Here is an 18,868-nt window from a genome sequence, read left to right as displayed (position 1 = left end):
CCAAAGCCACATCTGCGGCGCTTAGCGTCCGCATCGCATCCGTTTGTTGCTTTTTTTGACCCACAGGTGAATATGGCCAGATTGGATATACTGCCCCGAAGCGCTAGATTGTTCCTTTAACGAAGAGAATTTTATCGCCGCGCGGTGGCTAGATACGAAGGTTGAAACTGTTGCGGCGACCCGAATTTATATTGTTCCTCGGATGTCTTGCCATCACTTTTGGGGTGTTTCTTTACAGCAGCCGCAGCAACGATGCCGCCGCCGAACAGGCCTTTGACCGGATAGCCGAGGAAAGCCTGCAAAGCCTCGACGCGCGTATTCGTACCTACCTGCAAAGCCTCAACGGCGTCGCCGCTTTCTTGAACGCCTCTGACGAGGTGACTGCCCGCGATTTTGCGCATTACGTCGACACCCTGCAAATCGACAGCTTCTTGCCCGGCATCAATGGCATCGGTTTTGTCGCGTCGGTGGCCAAAGGGACAGAGGACGCATTCGTCGAAGAAGTCACCGCCCTTGGGATCAAGGACTTCCGCATCCACCCAGATACCGGCAACGCCGAGAAGTTGGTGATCCAATATATCTACCCCCAAGGGCCAAATGCAGAGGCTGTCGGCCTCGACATCAGTTTTAACGACGACCGCCGCCGCGCTGCCCTGCGCGCCCGCGAAACCGGAGAGCCACAGCTAACACCGCGCATTCTGTTGGTGCAGGATAAGACCCGGCAGCCCGGTTTTCTCCTGCTCCGCCCGGTCTATGCCGCTACTGCGGGCACGCAGGAAGCAACGGAATTTTCCGGCTGGGTCTATGCGCCCTTTGTCGGTGCAAACCTCTTGAACAAGCTGACCTCCGCGCAGGGAGAGGCATATGACATCAAGGTATTCGATGGGCTGACCACAGCCCCAGAAAACCTGATTTTTGACAGCACTAACGAAAATGCCGAGGGCGGACGCCAAAGCGTCGTACAAACAATCGAACGCTTTGGACGACCTTGGACGGTCGTCCAAGTCAGTACAGCCGGTTTCGACAGCGCCATGCACAGCGCCGTGCCGGAAATCCTGCTTATCTCTGGTATTTTGCTGGCGATCCTATTCTTTGTGGCCTTCCGCAGCCTGCGCCAACGCAGCGCAGCGCTCAGCCAGCTTGCCGTCTTGCGCGAACGTCAGATCGACGCCCATGAAGAGGAAAACCGCTCGGTCATCGAAAACGCTGTGACGCCTGTGTTCCTGCTCGACAGCAAGGATCGCGTGCGTTTCGCCAACCAAGCGGCACTGGTCTGTTTCGGCTATGGCCGCGAGGCGCTTGAAGGCATGGACTTTGCCGATCTTGTGACCGAACGGATCAATGATCACGACCATGAACAAGTCAATGCGGCGGGCAAGACCTGCTTTGGCCAAGAGCTGAAACTTGACCTGCAACGCAACAATTGGACCACCCACACCGGCGAGCGGCGCGTGACGGCGATTGTGCGCGATCTTACCTCTGAACTTGCGGTACAGGATGAACTGGCGCGCAATAAGGCGCTTTATGACCTAGCCCTTGAAGGCGCGCAGATTGGCGTTTTCGACATTGACCTGCGCAGCGGCAAATCCGAGGTTTCAGACACTTGGCGCCATATCTTGGGAATGGCGGATTACGAGCGGCTTACCGATCCGCAGGCGGAATTTCTGAAACGGGTTCACCCCGATGATCTGCCCCTACTCACCCAGACCGATCAAGCCTGCATTGCAGGTCAGCAAAAGCGATCCGTGACCGAATATCGGTTGAAGGTGGGCACCGGGGAATGGCGCTGGATGCGCTCTGACGCGGTGGTGACCGAACGTGATGAGAATGGCGCCGCCCTGCGGATGGTCGGCACCCAGACTGATGTGACAGATGTCGTTCATGCGCGTAACGCTCTTGAAACCAGCGAGCGGCGGTTCCGGCAGGTGCTTTCCGCCGCACCGGTGGGCATGGCCATTCTCGGCGAAGGCGGCGTCTTTAACAGCGTCAACAGTGCGCTGTGTACGCTCTGCGGCTATAGCGAAGATGAACTGCTATCGAACACCAAACTGGGCGATCTGATGCCCAATGGCGATTTGCAGAAACTTTACGGAGAGGTTCGCGGGCTGGTCGAATCCCACAGTTCGCAGACGTATCAGGCCGAATACCGCATCACGCATAAATTGGGCTATGAACGTTGGGGCCTGTTCAACGTCTCTTGGACATACGACAAGAACAACCGAAGCTATGTCTTCATCGTGCAGATCAACGACATTACCGATCAAAAGAAGCTTGAGCAGATTAAAAGCGAATTTGTCTCAACCGTCAGCCATGAGTTGCGCACTCCGCTCACTTCGATCAAGGGGGCATTGGGCCTGATCGACACCACGGACAACACGCGCCTACTTCCGGCACATATTCGGCTGATCGACATCGCGCGCAGCAACGCCGACCGGCTATCGCATATCGTGAACGATATCCTCGACCTCGAAAAAATCTCATCTGGGGAGGTTCAGTTTGATTTTCATGACGTTGATTTGAACGACGTGATCAGCGATTCCGTGAATGAAATGTCGCCCTTTGCGACCACCCATAACAACACCTTGGGCCTGCAATTGCCCGAAAGCCCGCTGATGGTCAGGGTCGATGAAAGCCGCACCCGGCAGGTGCTGGCCAATCTGATCTCTAACGCCTGCAAGTATTCCGACGCGGAATCTGAGGTGCAAATCCGTGCCGAGCGTTTGGGCGACCGGGCGATTGTCTTTATTCAAAACACTGGCCCTGGCGTGCCTGAGAATTTCCGTCCCCGGATATTTCAAGCTTTCTCTCAGGCGGATGGATCAGACACCCGGGCCAAGGGCGGTACCGGGCTGGGGCTGAACATCACCCGGCAGATTATCAAACGTCAGGATGGAACCATCGGCTTTGAAAGCATTCCGAATGGCGTCACCGTCTTTTGGTTCACCTGCCCCATCGCCAATGCCGAGACCACACAGACGCCCACCCTGCCAGACATGCGAATTGCGGCGCGCGATGAAAAACTTCGTGTGCTGCACATCGAAGACGATCTAGATTTTGCTGAGGTCATCCGCACAGGATTGGACAGCGTTGCGGATGTGACCAATGTGACCAACCTTGCCCAAGCGCGAAAGTTGATCGGCAAAGAGGAGCTCGATGTCGTGATCCTTGATTGGTCCTTGCCCGATGGTGATGCCCGCTCTTTGCTGGAAGACATTACGCGGCTGCACCCCGCCGCCAAGATCATCAGCCTTTCTGCCGACAACAATCGCGAACCCGACCCGCGGGTCGGGATTAATCTTATCAAATCACGGAGCGGCATTAGCTCGGTGGTCAATTCAATTACAGGAACAACCGCACGCGCATCCTAAAAGCTGGTAACCCTACGGCATGACGCTAAAGTGCTGCATGCCATATTATTGCCAAGATAGTGTGCCAGTTTAATTAAATTACAACTCATAGGTCATGCTATAGTTTGCAGCATGCACGCTTCTGGGCGAGGATTTACGAGTGTCGTCGAAGTCATTTAACAAACGTACCGCCGCCACATTTTTTCTGGGCAGCGCCATTTCAGGCAGTTGGTACACAGCAACTTCTGCACTGTTCGCAGGCCAAATCGGGGAGGTTCTGCCCGTGGTCGGCGCAATCGTTCTTGCGGGTATTACACCCTTTGCGATGAACGCGTTACGTTCAGGCAGCGATCAACCTCTCGAAATCCATAACATGGCGCAACGGCTTAAAGCCTTTGACAGCCATGCCATCGTGAACATCTTAGATACAGGCGGCATCCTCACACAGGTGAATGATCGCTTTATCGAACTGACCGGCTATGCCCGCGACCAGCTGATAGGTCAGCCCGTTTCGATGCTTTACAACGAACGGTCTCGCGAACTCGCTGCAGAAATGCGCGCCACTTTGATGCAAGGCAAGACGTGGCAGGGCGAAACCCCTCTGCGCTGTGCCGATGGTCGGGTAATACAAACCCAATGCACAGTCATGCCGCTTTTTGACCAACAAGGGGCATGGGCCGGGTCAATCTCGGCCCGTACAGATGTGACCCACGCCAATGAGCTTTTGGCCGAGCGCGACACTGCGGAAACGCTGTATGAACTGCGCGATGACATCTGGATCGTCGATGCCGAAACGCTTCGCTTTAGCTATATGAACCGCGTCGCAATGAGCCGTACCGGCTGGCGCAACGATTCATATTCAGAACGCACCCTTCAAGACCTTGCCGAAAAAAGCGGCAACCAAACCGTGCTTGAAGCCTGCCGCAACCTTTCTGCTTCGGGCAAGGGGATGACCCAGTTCGACACAGAAATTATGGGCAATCACTTTCAGGTCACGATCAAACTGCTGCCCATCGGCGGCACGGCGGGGCGCTTTTTGATCATGATGCACGACATTACGGACATCATCGACGAAGAGCGGATGAAGTCGGAGTTCATCTCGATGGTCAGCCATGAGCTGCGCTCGCCGCTCACCTCGATCAAAGGGTCGATGGGGCTGCTTTTGTCGCGTGCGGCGGGTGAACTGCCCAGCAAGGCACGCGCCCTGTTGGAGATATCGCACCGCAATGCAGACCGCTTGGTATTGATCATCAATGACATTCTTGATCTTGAAAAAATCTCGAATGGACGGCTGGAGTTCAACCTTCAACAGATTGATATATCTGAACTTCTTCGGGAAACGAGTGCCGCCAACGCCTCGCTTGAACAGCGCCACGGGGTACGCATTCAAGTTGAAAGCGCGGATGCCCCGATGCAGGTCGTCACGGATCCAAACCGGGTCATTCAGGTGCTGACAAACTTTCTATCCAACGCGGCCAAATTTTCGAAACCCGGTGAGCGGATCGTCATCCGCGCCAAAGAGACTGACGATGAATTGCGCATTTCTGTGTCGGACAGGGGGCCGGGCATTCCGGCGTCTGAAGAGCACAAAGTGTTCCAGCGTTTCGCCGATCTGTCCAACTCAAGCCGCGCTGAAAAGGGTGGTACGGGGCTTGGCCTTAGCGTGTGCAAGGCCATCGTCGAAAACCTTGGTGGCAAAATAGGTTTTGACAGCCGCGAGGGATTTGGTACGACATTTTACTTTACCCTGCCGAAGAAAAATTCTCTGGTAGCGGCAGAGGAACCGGCTTCGCTGCTGCGCGAAGCCTCCTAGAGAGAGTACGGAATGATCAAATTGCTGCACGTCGAGGATGACGCGGATATTCGGGAAATCGCGCTGATGGCGCTTGAGCTGAGCGGCGATTTCGATGTCGTCCAATGCGAAACCGGAGAAGTGGCGCTGAAACAGGTTCAGTCCTACACGCCCGATGTTATCCTGCTCGATATGATGATGCCCGGCATGACCGGTCGCCAGACCCTTGAAAAAATGCGTGAAATGGACAGCCTGCGCGATGTGCCGGCGATCTTTATGACCGCTCGTGCCCAGCATAATGAAATTGAAGAACTGCGTGATCTGGGCGCGGCTGATGTCATCAGCAAGCCGTTTGATCCCATCGCCCTGGCCGATCAGGTCAAAGCAGCGATGCAGGGCGCCTAAGCCAGCACCCCCTCAGTTTACCATTTCGTCGGCTTGGTTGTGAGTTGTAATGAATAAGGACGTGCCACGCCGGGCACGGCCGCCACGTCATTAGGCGTGAGCGTCGATTTCTTTACGACACTGCGCAACGAAACCATCCAGTTCCGAGATGATCTCGATAGGGCAATCCGCCCGGTTGGCGCTTGGCCCGGCCAGATGGTCCACGATCTGCGTCTCACATTTACGCGCCATACGGCCCAGCTCTTCGAACCCCAAGGATCCAGCACTTCCAGCAATCTGGTGCAGGATGGCCTGTGCGCTTGCCAGATTACCTTTGATCTCTTCCACAGTCGTAGCGTCCCACGCCGCCAGCCCATGGCTTGCAATCTGCGTCTGACGCTCGGCCAACATTTCGACAAAGCGCTTGCGAATGCGCTCTATGCCGGGAAGTTCAGCTAACATTTTAGTCATGCCTGTTGATCATTCTGCCAAAAGTCATTGAGCGATTTCGTATGTGCCACACTGGCGGCTTCTGCGCTTGCATGGGCCTGCCCCAGCGCGTCCATGACGGAGTTGCCGCTCTTCCAAATCAGCCGCACGGCCTCGCCCGAACTGACACGCGGGTGAACGCGCTCGCCATTATTGTCGAACAATTCAGTTTGAGACAACTCAAAGTTAACCGCATCCATCAACCCGCCCATATTCGGGCGCCAGCCGCTTTCCGTAATGCACACAAATGTGCCGTTACCCGCGTAAGACATGAGCACTTGATGATCGACAAGCGTATCGGACAGGATCTCGGCCACATCGGACACAAGGCTATAGAACTCAAAAGAGGTCATCGTCGCGTGGAAAGCGTCGACCTCGCGGATGGTGAATGCAAAGGCGGTAGAACCGAACAGCGCACTGCGCGACAACTGCGCGACGTAGTTTTCCATCACGGTGTAGTCGATCACATTGTCCACGTCATAGATCGGGATTGGCTCAAACAGCTCCATATGGGTGGCTTGGTCAGCTATCGTTTTGGCGGCAAAGATTTTCTTGGTTCGCTGCTGGCGATCCTTCACCATGCCTTCGACCAGACCGATGCGTGCTTTCAGTTCGGCAATCTCAAACGGTTTGGTCACATAGTCGGTGGCCCCGGCGGCAAAAGCCGCATCGATATAGCGTTTATCGGACATCGCGGTCAGCATCAGGATCGGCGTATCGGCATGGCGCGAGGAATTGCGAATGTGCTGCGCCAGTTCGATCCCATCCATCCCCGGCATCTGAATATCAAGCATGAAGCAATCAATCGGCCCTAGGTTCGGATCGCCTAGCATATCAATCGCATGCAGAGCCGATGGGGCGGTCGTCAGTTCATGCGCGCCGATGATCTCTACGAATTGCCCAAGCAATTCGAGGATAATCGGATCGTCATCCACCGCCAGAATTCTCATTACATCTCTCCACAGATAAAAATCTTCGGGCCCCAAACTGGACGGGCCGCTGCTTTCTCCTAATTTCCCTGTGAAGTGTGGCCTAATTTGGGCGATTCCTTAGTAAATAGACGACAAACCGGGGTACTGTTTCCAGTCCGATGCATTTTTTCCAAAACTAATCCGCAAATTTTACCTGATCTCTTTTTTTGAGGAACTTCCGATCACTCCTCACTCAATTGTGATTCTTCTAATGAAAATGGCCCGACGTTTCCGCCGGGCCCTTCGATCTTTGATGTTTTCAAATCTTAGCCCAAGGTTGTCTTGATCGCGTCAGCGGTGGCACCCACAACCTTGTCCGCTTCTTCGCGGGTCAGGCAGAAGGGCGGCGCAAAGCCGATGATGTCGCCTTGGGGCATGGCGCGGGCAATGACCCCGGCCTTGAGCATATCGCCAACGATGGTCGGCACCACTTTGCGCGCTGGATCAAACTGCGTACGGCCATCGCGGTCTTCAACCAGTTCTACGGCGCAGAGCATCCCTTCGCCGCGAATGTCGCCCACCTTGGGGTGGTCGCCCAATGCGGCCTTCATCTGCGCATTCAGATAGCCGCCCACGTCCGAGGCATTCTCGATCAGCTTCAGATCGTCGATCAGCTTGAGGTTCGCGATCCCCGCTGCCGCGCCGATGGGGTGGGCCGAATAGGTCCAGCCATGGCCGATGGGGCCGTTTTCATCGGTGCCCCGCTCCAGCACCTTCCACATCTTGTCACCCACAATGGAGCCCGACAGCGGCGCATAGGCCGAGGTCAGCCCCTTGGCGATGGTGATGAGGTCAGGCTTCATCCCGTAGTGATCCGAGCCGAACATGCTGCCCAGACGGCCAAAGCCGGTAACGACCTCATCCGCGACCAGCAGAATGTCGTGCTTGTTCAGCACCTCCTGCACGGCGGCCCAATAGCCTTCGGGCGGCGGCACGATGCCCCCGGTGCCCAGAACCGGCTCCCCGATGAAAGCGGCGATGGTGTCGGCACCTTCGCGTTCGATCAGCGCCTCAAGCTCACCTACCAGATGCGCGGTGAACTCTGCTTCGCTCATGTTGGCGTCGGGGCGGCGGTAGTAATAGGGCGCGTCGGTGTGCACCACCTGCGCCAGCGGCAGGTCGAATTTCTTGTGGAACAGCTCCAACCCGGTCAGCGAGCCGGTCACCAGACCCGAGCCGTGATAGCCACGCCAGCGCGAGATGATCTTTTTCTTTTCAGGACGGCCAAGGATGTTGTTGTAGTACCAGATCAGCTTGACGTTGGTCTCATTCGCGTCCGAACCGCCAAGGCCGAAATAGACCTTGCTCATGCCTTCGGGCGCGCGGTCGAGGATCATCTTGGACAGGGTGATGCTCGCCTCGGTGCCATGGCCGACGTAGGAGTGGTAATAGGCCAGTTCATGCGCCTGCTCGGCAATCGCCTCTGCAATCTCGGTGCGGCCATACCCCACGTTCACGCAGTAGAGGCCGGCAAAAGCGTCGAGCAATTCGTTGCCGTCGCGGTCAGTGATATGACTGCCCTTGGCGGTCTTGATCACACGGGTAGGGCTTTCGCCGCGCGCGTGCTGCGCCAGATGGGTGGAGGGGTGAAAGAAATTTTCACGGTCCCATTGTTCGAGCATATCGTTCTTCAGCATTGGTCTTTCCTTTCTTCCGACGCGCCTTTGCGCCGTATCTTCAAATCTTAGGCCCAGTCACGGCAGACGTATTTCACTTCCGTAAAGGCTTCGAGCCCCAGCCGCGATCCCTCGCGTCCGATGCCCGATTGTTTCGTCCCGCCAAAGGGGATCGGCGCGCCGGTCACCTTGGTGCGGTTCACGGCCACCATGCCGAAACACAGCGCCCGGCTGGCGCGGTAGATGCGGCGCGGGTCTTGGCTGTGGACATAGGCCACCAACCCATACTCCGTGTCATTGGCCCGCTGGATCGCCTCATCCTCGCTGTCGAAGGCCGCGATGGCGGCCACGGGGCCAAAGGTTTCCTCGCGCATGATCAGCGCATCCGCAGGCACATCCGCCAGCACCGTCGGCTCAAAGAACAGCGGCCCCGCCGCGTGACGCTTGCCACCACAAAGCAGCCGCGCCCCACGGTCAAGCGCATCTTTGACGTGTTCTTCTTGTTTGGCCACGGCCTTTTCGTTCATCAACGGGCCGATGTCGGGATCATCCGCACCGATACCCACGGTCAGCGCCTGCGTTGCTGCGGTGAACCGCGCGCAGAAGGTGGCATAGCTGTCGCGGGCAATGAAAAAGCGGTTCGCGCCGAGGCAGTCCTGACCGGAGGTGGCGAACTTGGCCTTGATCGCCTCTTCGACCGCGCGGTCCATATCGGCATCATCGAACATGATGAAAGGCGCATGGCCGCCGAGTTCCAGCACCAAGCGTTTCACGCTGTCGGATGCTTGACGATACAGCAGTTTGCCGATCTCGGTGGAGCCGGTGAAGGAGATCGCCCGCACGCGGGTGTCTTCCATCCATGGCTTCACGATCTCGGGGGCCTCCCCGGTGACGACGTTGAACACGCCTTTCGGCAGCCCCGCCTGTTCGCCCAATTCGGCCAGTGCCAGCGCCGAGAACGGCGTCTCTGCCGAAGGATGCGCCACTACGGTGCAGCCCGCCGCCAGCGCGGCCCCTGCCTTGCGGGTCAGCATGGCGGAGGGGAAGTTCCACGGCGTGATGAGTGCGGCCACGCCCACAGGCTCGCGCCAGATTTCGACTTCGGCATCCGGCAGATGCGAGGTGACGCCTTCGATGTTGGGGCGGCGCGCCTCTTCGGAATAGAACTCAAAGAAAGACGCGGCATAGTCGATCTCTCCGCGCGATTCCGAGATGGGTTTGCCCTGTTCGGCGGTCATGATCCGCGCTAGATCCTCGCGGTTCTCCAACATCAGATCGCGCCAGCGGCGCAGGATGGCGCCACGCTCTTGCGGCAACAGCCCGGCCCAATGGGGGAAAGCGGCATGGGCGGCATCCACCGCGGCGCGGCTGTCGTCGGCGTTAAGCTTGGCAACCGACCCCAAGACCGCACCGCTTGCCGGGTCAGTCACCTTGAAGTCGTCGCTCTGCGCGCCAGCAACCCATGCGCCGCCGACATAGGCGAAATGACGGGCCAGCTCGCCCCGCGTCAGCGCGGGCAGACCATCGGCGGGGGTTGGGATCATTTTGGTCATCGGGCACCTCCTTGGGATGAATTGCCCCGAAGGTAAGACAGGATGCGGCGCGGGTTTGACCGAATATCAGCCCATCAGCAGGAGGTTTTGCGGCGCGGCCCCCTGCCCGCCGCAAAAACTACGGCGGCTCAGCTTTCGTCTTCGGGCAAGAGCAGCGACAGCGGCAGCGGTGCCGATTTGACCGATTTGGTTACCACATAGGTAAAGTAACGGCTCAGCCCGGCCTGCTGATCCAAAAGCGCATCCATCAGACGTTGGTAACTGTCGATGTCGCGGGTGACGACCTGTAGCAGATAGTCAAACCCGCCGCCCAAAGCCCAGCACTGCACGATCTCATCATGCTGCGCGATCACGGCTTCGAACCGCTGAAACGCCTCGGCCCGGTGGTTGCCCAGTTCGGCCTGCACAAAGACGGTGACATGCGGGGCGATGCGGCGCAGGGCGACATGGGCCTGATAGCCGGTGATAATGCCCGCAGACTCCAACCGCGCCAGCCGTTCGCCGCAGGCGGTGGGACTTAGATTAACCTTGTCGGCAAGCGCAGATTTGGCGATGCGCCCCTCGCGAGAGAGGATCGAAAGCACCGCGATATCGCGTTTATCCAGTTTGACAAAGCTCATGGCAGTTTCATGAGAGCGCAGGTCAGACTTGTCAATTGTCATGATTGTGGTGATCATCCCGATCATGACAAAATGGCGCCCAGACCCCGGATCCCTGACCCGACCTGCCTACCGATCACTCGTTCAGGCGATTGAAACGGCGATTCAAAATGGCGTGCTGAAACCCGGAGACCGGATGCCGACGCAGCGCCAACTGGCGTTCGATCTGTCGCTTAGCGTGCAAACCGTCAGCCGCGCCTATGACAAGCTGGTTGAGGCGGGCAAGATCGTCGGAGAGGTAGGGCGCGGCACTTTCGTACGCGCGGCGAGCGATGATATCTCCATGCCCTTCGTCAGCCGCAAGGCCGCCGGACGGTTGCTGGATATGTCGATCCTCAAACCTGTGCTGGATCACGCTCATGAAGAGGCAATGCAAAAGACGCTCCGCGCATTGGCACGCTCCTTGCCCCGCGCGATGATGGGCGGGTTTCGCCAAGACCTCCGCGCCGGAGACAGCAGCAGCGCGGTGCGGCGCTGGCTCTCGCTCTGTGGGTTGGATCTGCAGGGGATGGCAGTGATCCCGACCAATGGCAGCACCAGCGCGATGACCGTGGCGATGATGACGGCGGCCCAACCCGGTGATCTGATTGTAAGCGAAGACATCGGCCACCACACCCTTCGCCCCCTCGCCCGTTTTTTGGGCGTCCGTCTGCAAGGGGTAACGGTTGACGCAGGCGGCATCTGCCCCGAGGCGCTGGAGCGGGTCTGCGCGAAAGAACCTGTCAAAGCCGTCTACCTGATCCCCAACGGGGCCAACCCGCTGGCCTTTACCATGACCGAAAGCCGCCGCGCCGCGGTGATCGAGGTGGCAAGACGCCATGACTTGCTAATCATCGAAAACCAATCATGGGGGCCGCTGCAAGACGCGCCGCCACCGCCGATGGCAGCCATGGCGCCAGAACGGGTGCTCTATTTCACCAGCCTCACCAAATGCCTGATGCCGGGGCTGCGGGTCGGTTATCTGGTGGTGCCGGACCACCTTGGGGCATCGGCGGGCAACCGGCATATGGTAACCAATTGGATGGCCACCAATATGATGACCGAGATCGCCGGGCGCTGGATCGAAGAAGGCACTGCCCAGACTCTCCTCAACCGTCAGCAACTAGCCCTGCGCGACCGCGCCGATTTCGCCGCAAACGTCTTTCGCGGGCTCGACATGCGCACCAGCCCAAACGGGCTGCATCTTTGGCTGCCCTGCCACGACACCTACGAAGAGGCCGAACTGGTCAAATCCATCCGCGAAAGCGGCGTCGCCGTGGCCAATGGAGCCAGCTTTGCCATCGGCCCGCCGGACCGCCACCCGGGGCTTCGCGTCTCGATCGGGGGGCAATCCTTTCCCGAATTTGCCCGCGGGATTCGCATGATCGATGCAAGATTACGCAACAGGGGTAGGACGGAGTGACTGTGAGAGCGTCTCAAATTGTCATGGATCAATATTCACATTGACATGATTGGGATCGGTTTAAATGATCTAGCAGTCAGGACATTAGTTTCGCTGCGGCCTTTGTGCTGCGCGGGCAATAAATGAAAGGGAGTAACATGGCTATTTTCAAGACCGTTATCACCGGGGGTATCCTCGCAGCCGTGACGAGTGTCGCAGGCGCGGCCTCTGCAGACACATGGCGCTATGCCTTCGAAGAGGCACTGGACGAAGTGCAGGGCAAATACGCCCAGAAGTTCAAAGAAGAAGTCGAAGCGAACTCTGACCACGAAGTTCAGCTTTTCCCCTACGGCACCTTGGGTGAATCCGTCGACACGATGGAACAGGCGCAGGCCGGCATCTTGCAGTTCGTCGACCAGTCGCCCGGCTTCACCGGCGCGCTGATCCCCGAGGCGCAGGTCTTCTTCGTGCCTTACCTGCTGCCGCAGGACGGTGAGCAACTCAACGAGTTCTTCCGCACCTCCAAGGCCATCAACGAGATGTTCCCAGAGCTCTATGCAGAGCAAGGTCTGGAGCTTCTCAAGATGTTCCCCGAAGGCGAAGTCTGCATGACCACGCAAGAGCCGGTCAAAACGCCCGAAGACCTCAACGAGGTGAAATTCCGCGTCATGACCAACCCGCTTTTGGTGGAGAGCTACAAAGCCTTTGGTGCCACGCCGACACCGCTGCCATGGGGCGAAGTCTATGGCGCGATGCAGACCGGCATCATCCAAGGTCAGGAAAACCCGGGCTTCTATCTGGAATCCACCAAGATGTATGAGGTGACAGACGTCATCACCTGCATCGGCCACAACAACTTCACCACCGCTGTGATGGCCAACAAGGATTTCTATGACGACCTGTCCGATGAGGACAAAGAGGTTGTGCAGAACGCTTCTGACGCGGCATTCGATTATATCCTCGAATACCAGTCCGGCCTGCAGGAAAAGTCGCTGGAAAACATCGCAGCGGCGAAGCCTGACATGCAGATCAACATCCTGTCCGAAGAAGAGCGCCAGCCCTTCAAAGACAAGGCTGCATCGGTCGAAGAAGCCTTTATCGAGATGACAGGCGACAGCGGCAAGGAAATCCTTGAGCAATTCAAGGCCGACCTCGAAGCCGTTAAGTAAACGCATCCTTTCACCCTCCGGCACTGTCCGGGGGGTGACCTTATTTTGACGCGATCCATTTTGAACCATTCACGGGATGACGCCGGTGACGGAAGACAACCACAGTTCGCAACTGCAATCGCAGACAGACACCACCGGCACCGATGACGCCCCCGTGGGCACCTATAAATCCACCCTTCCCGGCCCTTTGGGCACAATCGACAACGCCATCAGCTGGCTTGAGTCTGTGATGCTCGCCGCTGGTGTTTTGCTGATGGCGGCCAATACGATTGCCAATGTGGTGGGCCGTTTCGTCTTTCAAAGCTCGATCTTCTTTTCCGAAGAGCTGAACAGCATCCTGATCATCCTCATCACCTTCGCGGGCATCTCCTATGCCGCGCGGCACGGGCGGCATATTCGCATGTCGGCGATTTTCGACGCCCTGCCCCCGCGCCCCCGCAAGGTGCTGATGATCTTCATCGCCTTCGTCACCGCCATCTTCATGTTCGGCCTCGCGTGGTACGCGCTGCAATATATCATGACCCAAGCCGGGCGTGGCCGCCTGTTGCCTGCGCTGCAAGTGCCGGTCTGGTGGACGCTGGTCTGGGTGCCCTTCGGCTTCTTCATGACCGGGCTGCAATACCTGCTGACCGCCATCAAAAACATTATCGAGCCTGACATCTACCTGTCGACCAGCGTGCTGGAAGGCTACGACGACAACGAGCGGGAGGTCTAAGCGATGGCTACTACCATTTTCTCCATCATGGTCGTCCTGCTGCTGCTCGGCTTTCCCATGATGATCCCGCTGATCGTCGGCGCGTTTGTTGGCTTCTATTCCCTCTTCGGCGGTTTCGGCCAGCTTGAGACGATGGTGCAGCAGATGATGGCTGGCGTCCGGCCCGCCTCGCTGATCGCCGTGCCGATGTTCATCTTTGCCGCCGATATCATGACGCGCGGCCAGTCCGCCGGGCGGCTGATCGACATGGTGATGTCCTTCGTCGGCCATATGAAGGGCGGTCTTGCGGTCGCCACCGCCGCAGCCTGCACCATGTTCGGCGCGGTCTCGGGCTCCACTCAGGCGACGGTCGTCGCCGTCGGCTCCCCCCTGCGGCCCCGGATGCTGAAAGCGGGCTACAAAGACAGCTTTGTGCTGGCGCTGATCGTGAACTCCTCCGACATCGCCTTCCTGATCCCGCCCTCCATCGGGATGATCATCTACGGCGTCGTCTCCAACACCTCGATTGCAGAGCTCTTCATCGCGGGCATTGGGCCGGGCCTGCTGATTCTCGCGTTGTTTTCGGTCTATTCGGTGATCTACGCCTACCGCCACAACGTCCCTACCGAAGAGAAAGCCACATGGGGCGAGCGTGCCCGCGCGGTACAACAAGCGCTTTGGCCGCTGGGCTTCCCGGCGATCATCATCGGCGGCATCTACGGCGGTGTTTTCTCTCCGACCGAAGCGGCGGCGGCCTGTGTGCTCTATGCCATCTTTCTTGAGATGATCGTCTTTCGTGAGATCGACTTTGCGGGCATCTATGAAACGGCGAAATCCACCGGGCTGATCACCGCCGTGGTCTTCATCCTTGTTGGGGCGGGCGCGGCCTTCTCTTGGGTGATCTCTTTCGCGCAAATCCCGCAGGCGGTTTTGGCGGGCATCGGGATCGACAGCATGGGGCCAATCGGCGTGCTCTTTGTAATCTCCATCGCCTTCTTCATCGGCTGTATGTTCGTGGATCCGATCGTGGTGATCCTCGTCTTCGTGCCGATCTTTGCGCCGGTGGTCGACTCGGTTGGCCTTGATCCGGTGCTGGTCGGCACGGTCATCACGCTGCAAGTCGCCATCGGTTCGGCCACGCCCCCCTTTGGTTGTGACATCTTCACCGCCATCGCGGTCTTCAAACGTCCCTATATGGAGGTCATCCGCGGCACCCCGCCTTTCATCATCATGTTGCTGAGCGTCTCGGTTGCCCTGATCTTCTTCCCACAGATCGCCCTGTTCCTGCGCGATCTGGCCTTTGCGAAATAAGAGGAGAGCGTCATGTTCACCCATATCCTCGCCCCCTATGACGGCTCGATCAATGCCGACCGCGCGCTGAAGAAGGCGGCAGAGATGGCCAATCTGACCGGGGCGAAGGTGACGCTGCTGACGATCTACCGGCATCATTCGATGCTGGAGGCGTCGCTGTCGATGGTGCGGGTGAACGATCCGGGCAATATCGACGATGCGATGCAGGCCCATGCGACCGAGATCATCAGCCACGGCAAACAGTTGATGAAAGACGCAGGCGTCGAGAATGTACGCGCTTTCGTGCGCTCGGGCCGACCGGCGCGGGCGGTGACCGAATTCGCCAAGAAACATGATGCCGATCTTATCGTCATCGGCTCTCGCGGGTTGGGGGCGACAGGCGATAGCTATCTGCTGGGATCGGTGTCACACAAAGTCACGGGGCTTGCGAAATGCCCTGTGCTTGTCGTCTAGATCAAAGGAATATTCAGGTGACACCCCCTGTGCAAAGCGAAACGCTTGACTGCCGTTTGCGTGAAGATGATCCCGTGCGCCTTGGCGCGATGCTGCTGTCGACCGACATGACCTTTGAGCGTGACGCCGCACGGTTGATCGACCCCGCGCAGGCCGCATTGCATGTGGCGCGGATCGCGTTTGAGAACCCCACCACTCCCGAGCGCCTGCGCGCCATGACCCCCGATATGGCCCGCACAGCGGCGCTGCTGGTGCCGGGGATCAAGCTTTCGGCCATCGCCTTTTGCTGCACCTCGGCCTCTGTCGCCATCGGTAATCCTGCGGTACGCGAGGCCATCGGCGAAGGGCTCCCCGGCGTGCCGGTCATCACCCCCGCCTCTGCCGCTATCGCGGGTTTTGCAGCACTTGGCGTGAAACGTGTGGCAATGCTCACCCCCTATCTGCCCGAAACCGCCGCCCCCCTCGCCGCCTATTTCGAGGAACAAGGCCTACAGGTCATGCGCAACGGCGCCTTCGGGTTGGAAGACGACCGCGACATGGCGCGGATCGACGACGAAAGCATCATCAACGGCGCCAAAGCACTGGACGGAGCGGAAGTAGAGGCATTTTTCCTCTCCTGCACGTCTTTGCGCGGTGTCGACGTGATCGACCGGATCGAAGCCGCTTTGGGCAAACCGGTCGTGACCTCTAACCAAGCGCTGTGCTGGGCATTGCAACGAATGGGCGGGCTGTCGGGCCGTCCCGATGGCTATGGCCGTCTGTTCGACTGCGACATGCCAAGCGTCCATGCACAGGGCATCATTCCGTGATCCCGGCCCCTCTGGCCGGATCACAATATTCGAGTAACCAGACATGAAAGGGGCTGGCCTATGACCACGTATGAGGCGAATTTTACCAACAGCGAGTACCAGCGCCGGGTCGACCGAACGCGCAAGACCATGGCCGCGCGCAACATGGATGCGATCGTGGTCAGCGACCCGTCGAACATGTCTTGGCTGTCGGGCTATGATGGTTGGTCCTTCTATGTCTACCAAGCGGTGATCGTGACCCATGAGGGAGAGCCCGTTTGGTGGGGCCGCGGCATGGACGCGCTTGGCGCACGACGCACCGTCTTCATGGAGGATGACTGCATCCGCGGCTACGATGACAGCTACGTCCAGAACCCCGAAAAACACCCGATGGAAGACCTCTCGGCCCTACTGAGCGAAATGGGGTTAGAGAACGCGCGTATCGGCGTTGAGATGGACAACTACTACTACTCCGCCCGCGCCCATGAGACGCTGAAAACCCAGCTGCCCAAGGCGACCTTTATGGATGCCACCGCACTGGTGAACTGGGAACGCGCCGTGAAATCCGAGCGCGAGATCGAATATATGGAACGCGCCGCCCGCATCGTGGAGGAAATGCACGTCCGCATCCTCGAGGTCGCCGTGCCGGGCATGCGCAAGAACGATCTGGTGGCTGAAATCTACGCCACCGGCATTCGCGGCGCGCATGGGTTCTGGGGCGATTACCCGGCAATTGTGCCGATGGCCCCTTCGGGCATGGACGCCACCGCCCCCCACCTGACATGGGACGACCGGCCGATGCAGCCCAATGAGGCGACGTTTTTCGAGATCGCCGGCGCGCACCGCCGCTACCAATGCCCACAGTCGCGCACACTCTTTTTCGGGGATGTGCCGCAGAAATACCGAGACGCCGAACAGGCGGTGCTAGATGCCATCGACGCCGGGCTCGAACAGGCAAAACCCGGCAACAAGGCCGAGGACATCGCCAACGCTTTTAACAAAACGCTCAACAAGGCCGGGTTTGAGAAAGACAGCCGCTGCGGCTACGCCATTGGCATCAGCTACCCGCCCGACTGGGGCGAGCGCACAATCTCTTTCCGGCGGGGTGATACGACGATCCTTGAGCCGAACATGACCTTCCATTTCATGCCTGCGCTTTGGCTCGACGACGGCGGGCTTGAGATTACCGAGCCCATTCGCATTACCGAGACCGGCCATGAATGTTTCTGCACCACACCGCGAAAGTTGTTTGTTTCCGCATGACCAGCAATCCCATCACCCCGACCATCCCGCTCGACAAACCCGGCGCGCATCACGGTTTCCTGCGCCTGCCCTACAGCCGCGATGATAGCGCCTGGGGCTCTGTCATGGTGCCGATCACTGTCATCCATGGCGGCGACGGCCCCACGGCGCTGCTGACAGGCGGCAACCACGGCGATGAATACGAAGGCCCGATTGCGTTGCAGGAACTGGCGGCAACGCTGGATCCGGCGCAGGTCACGGGCCGCGTCATCATCCTGCCGATGATGAACCAACCCGCCTTTGCCGCAGGCCGCCGCTGTTCGCCCATCGATGGCGGCAATATGAACCGCAGCTTTCCGGGCAGCCCCGGCGGCACGGTGACCCAGAAGATCGCGCATTACATCGCGACCGAACTGGTGCCGCTGGCCGACATCGTGCTGGATTACCACTCAGGCGGACGCACGCTGGATTTCCTGCCCTTCGCCGCCGCGCATATCCTGCCCGACAAGAAACAGGAGGCCGCCTGCATGGCCGCGATGGAGGCGTTCAACGCACCCTATTCGATGAAGATGCTAGAGATCGACAACCGCGGCATGTTCGACACCGAGGTAGAGGAGCAGGGCAAGGTCTTTGTCACCACCGAGCTTGGCGGCGCGGGCACGTCGACGGCCAAGAGCGTCGCTGTCGCCCGCAAAGGCGCGCGCAATCTGTTGATCCATGCTGGAATTCTGGCTGGCGAGCCCGAGATGGCAGAGACCGTGATGCTCGACATGCCCGATGGGCGCTGCTTCACCTTTAGCGAGACGAATGCGCTGCTGGAGCCGCTGGTCGATTTGGGGGATGAAGTGACCGAAGGCCAAGCCATTGCGCGGCTCTGGCCCAGCGACCGCAGCGGTCAGCCCGCAATTACCGCCCATGCGCAGCTTGGCGGCATCCTGACCGCCCGACATGTGCCGGGGCTGGTCAAGATGGGCGATTGTATCGGCGTGGTGGCGCAGGTGGTCTGAACCACCTGCAAC

At 58.7% G+C, this 18,868-nt stretch carries 16 protein-coding genes; 11 read left to right on the top strand and 5 right to left on the bottom strand.

All coding sequences use genetic code 11. The features are described 5' to 3' along the window. Positions 1-170: 170 nt before the first annotated feature. The 3 genes from ACSQ16_RS03070 (at position 171) to ACSQ16_RS03060 (ending at position 5,544) form a co-directional block, all read left to right on the top strand. Positions 171-3,368 (top strand): CHASE domain-containing protein, encoded by a 3,198-nt coding sequence (locus ACSQ16_RS03070; protein WP_243261734.1) that lies wholly within the window; start codon positions 171-173, stop codon positions 3,366-3,368. A 139-nt stretch (positions 3,369-3,507) separates the two neighbouring features. Then, positions 3,508-5,160 (top strand): PAS domain-containing sensor histidine kinase, encoded by a 1,653-nt coding sequence (locus tag ACSQ16_RS03065; RefSeq protein ID WP_243261735.1) that lies wholly within the window; start codon positions 3,508-3,510, stop codon positions 5,158-5,160. A gap of 12 nt (positions 5,161-5,172) precedes the next feature. After that, positions 5,173-5,544, top strand: coding sequence for a response regulator (locus ACSQ16_RS03060; protein WP_093927494.1), 372 nt, complete (start codon positions 5,173-5,175; stop codon positions 5,542-5,544). 90 nt (positions 5,545-5,634) lie between these two features. On the opposite strand, the gene ACSQ16_RS03055 is transcribed toward ACSQ16_RS03060, so the two are convergent. The 5 genes from ACSQ16_RS03055 to ACSQ16_RS03035 form a co-directional block, all read right to left on the bottom strand. Next, the gene (locus tag ACSQ16_RS03055) at positions 5,635-5,994 is read right to left on the bottom strand and encodes an Hpt domain-containing protein (protein WP_093927495.1); all 360 of its coding nucleotides are present in this window, start codon (positions 5,992-5,994) and stop codon (positions 5,635-5,637) included. Then, positions 5,991-6,962 carry a response regulator gene (locus ACSQ16_RS03050; RefSeq protein WP_435988587.1) on the bottom strand — a complete coding sequence of 324 codons (972 nt, stop codon included), beginning with the start codon at positions 6,960-6,962 and terminating at the stop codon, positions 5,991-5,993. The genes ACSQ16_RS03055 and ACSQ16_RS03050 overlap by 4 nt, the downstream gene beginning before the upstream one ends. Positions 6,963-7,249: 287 nt before the next feature. Continuing rightward, the gene (locus ACSQ16_RS03045; protein ID WP_243261736.1) at positions 7,250-8,620 is read right to left on the bottom strand and encodes an aspartate aminotransferase family protein; all 1,371 of its coding nucleotides are present in this window, start codon (positions 8,618-8,620) and stop codon (positions 7,250-7,252) included. Between the two features lie 47 nt (positions 8,621-8,667). Continuing rightward, complete coding sequence (locus ACSQ16_RS03040) at positions 8,668-10,152, bottom strand: NAD-dependent succinate-semialdehyde dehydrogenase (RefSeq protein WP_243261737.1); 1,485 nt, start codon at positions 10,150-10,152, stop codon at positions 8,668-8,670. Between the two features lie 128 nt (positions 10,153-10,280). Beyond that, entirely contained in the window at positions 10,281-10,772 is a 492-nt protein-coding gene (locus tag ACSQ16_RS03035) for an Lrp/AsnC family transcriptional regulator (protein WP_120352307.1), read from the bottom strand. 64 nt (positions 10,773-10,836) lie between these two features. Here ACSQ16_RS03035 and ACSQ16_RS03030 point away from each other — a divergent pair, with 64 nt between their 5' ends. The 8 genes from ACSQ16_RS03030 to doeB all read left to right on the top strand — a co-directional run bounded on the left by ACSQ16_RS03030 (position 10,837) and on the right by doeB (position 18,856). Then, positions 10,837-12,213: a PLP-dependent aminotransferase family protein gene (locus ACSQ16_RS03030; RefSeq protein WP_243261738.1), complete on the top strand. Its 1,377-nt coding sequence runs from the start codon at positions 10,837-10,839 to the stop codon at positions 12,211-12,213. Between the two features lie 137 nt (positions 12,214-12,350). Beyond that, positions 12,351-13,361 carry a TRAP transporter substrate-binding protein gene (locus tag ACSQ16_RS03025; protein ID WP_243261739.1) on the top strand — a complete coding sequence of 337 codons (1,011 nt, stop codon included), beginning with the start codon at positions 12,351-12,353 and terminating at the stop codon, positions 13,359-13,361. 76 nt (positions 13,362-13,437) lie between these two features. Next, positions 13,438-14,076 carry a TRAP transporter small permease gene (locus tag ACSQ16_RS03020; protein WP_201722001.1) on the top strand — a complete coding sequence of 213 codons (639 nt, stop codon included), beginning with the start codon at positions 13,438-13,440 and terminating at the stop codon, positions 14,074-14,076. 3 nt (positions 14,077-14,079) lie between these two features. After that, positions 14,080-15,366: a TRAP transporter large permease gene (locus tag ACSQ16_RS03015; protein ID WP_243261740.1), complete on the top strand. Its 1,287-nt coding sequence runs from the start codon at positions 14,080-14,082 to the stop codon at positions 15,364-15,366. A gap of 12 nt (positions 15,367-15,378) precedes the next feature. Continuing rightward, positions 15,379-15,819: a universal stress protein gene (locus tag ACSQ16_RS03010; RefSeq protein WP_243261741.1), complete on the top strand. Its 441-nt coding sequence runs from the start codon at positions 15,379-15,381 to the stop codon at positions 15,817-15,819. Between the two features lie 17 nt (positions 15,820-15,836). Then, positions 15,837-16,628, top strand: a complete 792-nt coding sequence (locus ACSQ16_RS03005; RefSeq protein WP_243261742.1) for an aspartate/glutamate racemase family protein — start codon at positions 15,837-15,839, stop codon at positions 16,626-16,628. Positions 16,629-16,688: 60 nt separating this feature from the next. After that, positions 16,689-17,870: an ectoine hydrolase DoeA gene (doeA, locus tag ACSQ16_RS03000; RefSeq protein ID WP_243261743.1), complete on the top strand. Its 1,182-nt coding sequence runs from the start codon at positions 16,689-16,691 to the stop codon at positions 17,868-17,870. After that, complete coding sequence (gene doeB / locus ACSQ16_RS02995) at positions 17,867-18,856, top strand: N(2)-acetyl-L-2,4-diaminobutanoate deacetylase DoeB (protein WP_243261744.1); 990 nt, start codon at positions 17,867-17,869, stop codon at positions 18,854-18,856. Before doeA ends, doeB begins: the two co-directional genes overlap by 4 nt. The last annotated feature ends 12 nt before the right edge of the window (positions 18,857-18,868 follow it).

Origin of the sequence: Sulfitobacter sp. SH24 (genome assembly GCF_965641895.1) — a bacterium.
Lineage (GTDB): Bacteria > Pseudomonadota > Alphaproteobacteria > Rhodobacterales > Rhodobacteraceae > Sulfitobacter > Sulfitobacter dubius.
The sequence above is the reverse complement of the archived record's forward strand: the minus strand, read 5'-3'. Positions and strand labels throughout refer to the sequence as shown.

What these genes read in the sequence shown, in the direction of transcription:
- doeA (WP_243261743.1), top strand. Translation starts at nt 16,689, where the DNA reads ATGACCACGTATGAGGCGAATTTTACCAACAGCGAGTACCAGCGCCGG.
- doeB (WP_243261744.1), top strand. Translation starts at nt 17,867, where the DNA reads ATGACCAGCAATCCCATCACCCCGACCATCCCGCTCGACAAACCCGGC.
- ACSQ16_RS03025 (WP_243261739.1), top strand. Translation starts at nt 12,351, where the DNA reads ATGGCTATTTTCAAGACCGTTATCACCGGGGGTATCCTCGCAGCCGTG.
- ACSQ16_RS03015 (WP_243261740.1), top strand. Translation starts at nt 14,080, where the DNA reads ATGGCTACTACCATTTTCTCCATCATGGTCGTCCTGCTGCTGCTCGGC.
- ACSQ16_RS03010 (WP_243261741.1), top strand. Translation starts at nt 15,379, where the DNA reads ATGTTCACCCATATCCTCGCCCCCTATGACGGCTCGATCAATGCCGAC.
- ACSQ16_RS03060 (WP_093927494.1), top strand. Translation starts at nt 5,173, where the DNA reads ATGATCAAATTGCTGCACGTCGAGGATGACGCGGATATTCGGGAAATC.
- ACSQ16_RS03045 (WP_243261736.1), bottom strand. Translation starts at nt 8,620, where the DNA reads ATGCTGAAGAACGATATGCTCGAACAATGGGACCGTGAAAATTTCTTT.
- ACSQ16_RS03020 (WP_201722001.1), top strand. Translation starts at nt 13,438, where the DNA reads ATGACGCCGGTGACGGAAGACAACCACAGTTCGCAACTGCAATCGCAG.
- ACSQ16_RS03055 (WP_093927495.1), bottom strand. Translation starts at nt 5,994, where the DNA reads ATGACTAAAATGTTAGCTGAACTTCCCGGCATAGAGCGCATTCGCAAG.
- ACSQ16_RS03050 (WP_435988587.1), bottom strand. Translation starts at nt 6,962, where the DNA reads ATGAGAATTCTGGCGGTGGATGACGATCCGATTATCCTCGAATTGCTT.
- ACSQ16_RS03035 (WP_120352307.1), bottom strand. Translation starts at nt 10,772, where the DNA reads ATGAGCTTTGTCAAACTGGATAAACGCGATATCGCGGTGCTTTCGATC.
- ACSQ16_RS03040 (WP_243261737.1), bottom strand. Translation starts at nt 10,152, where the DNA reads ATGACCAAAATGATCCCAACCCCCGCCGATGGTCTGCCCGCGCTGACG.
- ACSQ16_RS03030 (WP_243261738.1), top strand. Translation starts at nt 10,837, where the DNA reads ATGACAAAATGGCGCCCAGACCCCGGATCCCTGACCCGACCTGCCTAC.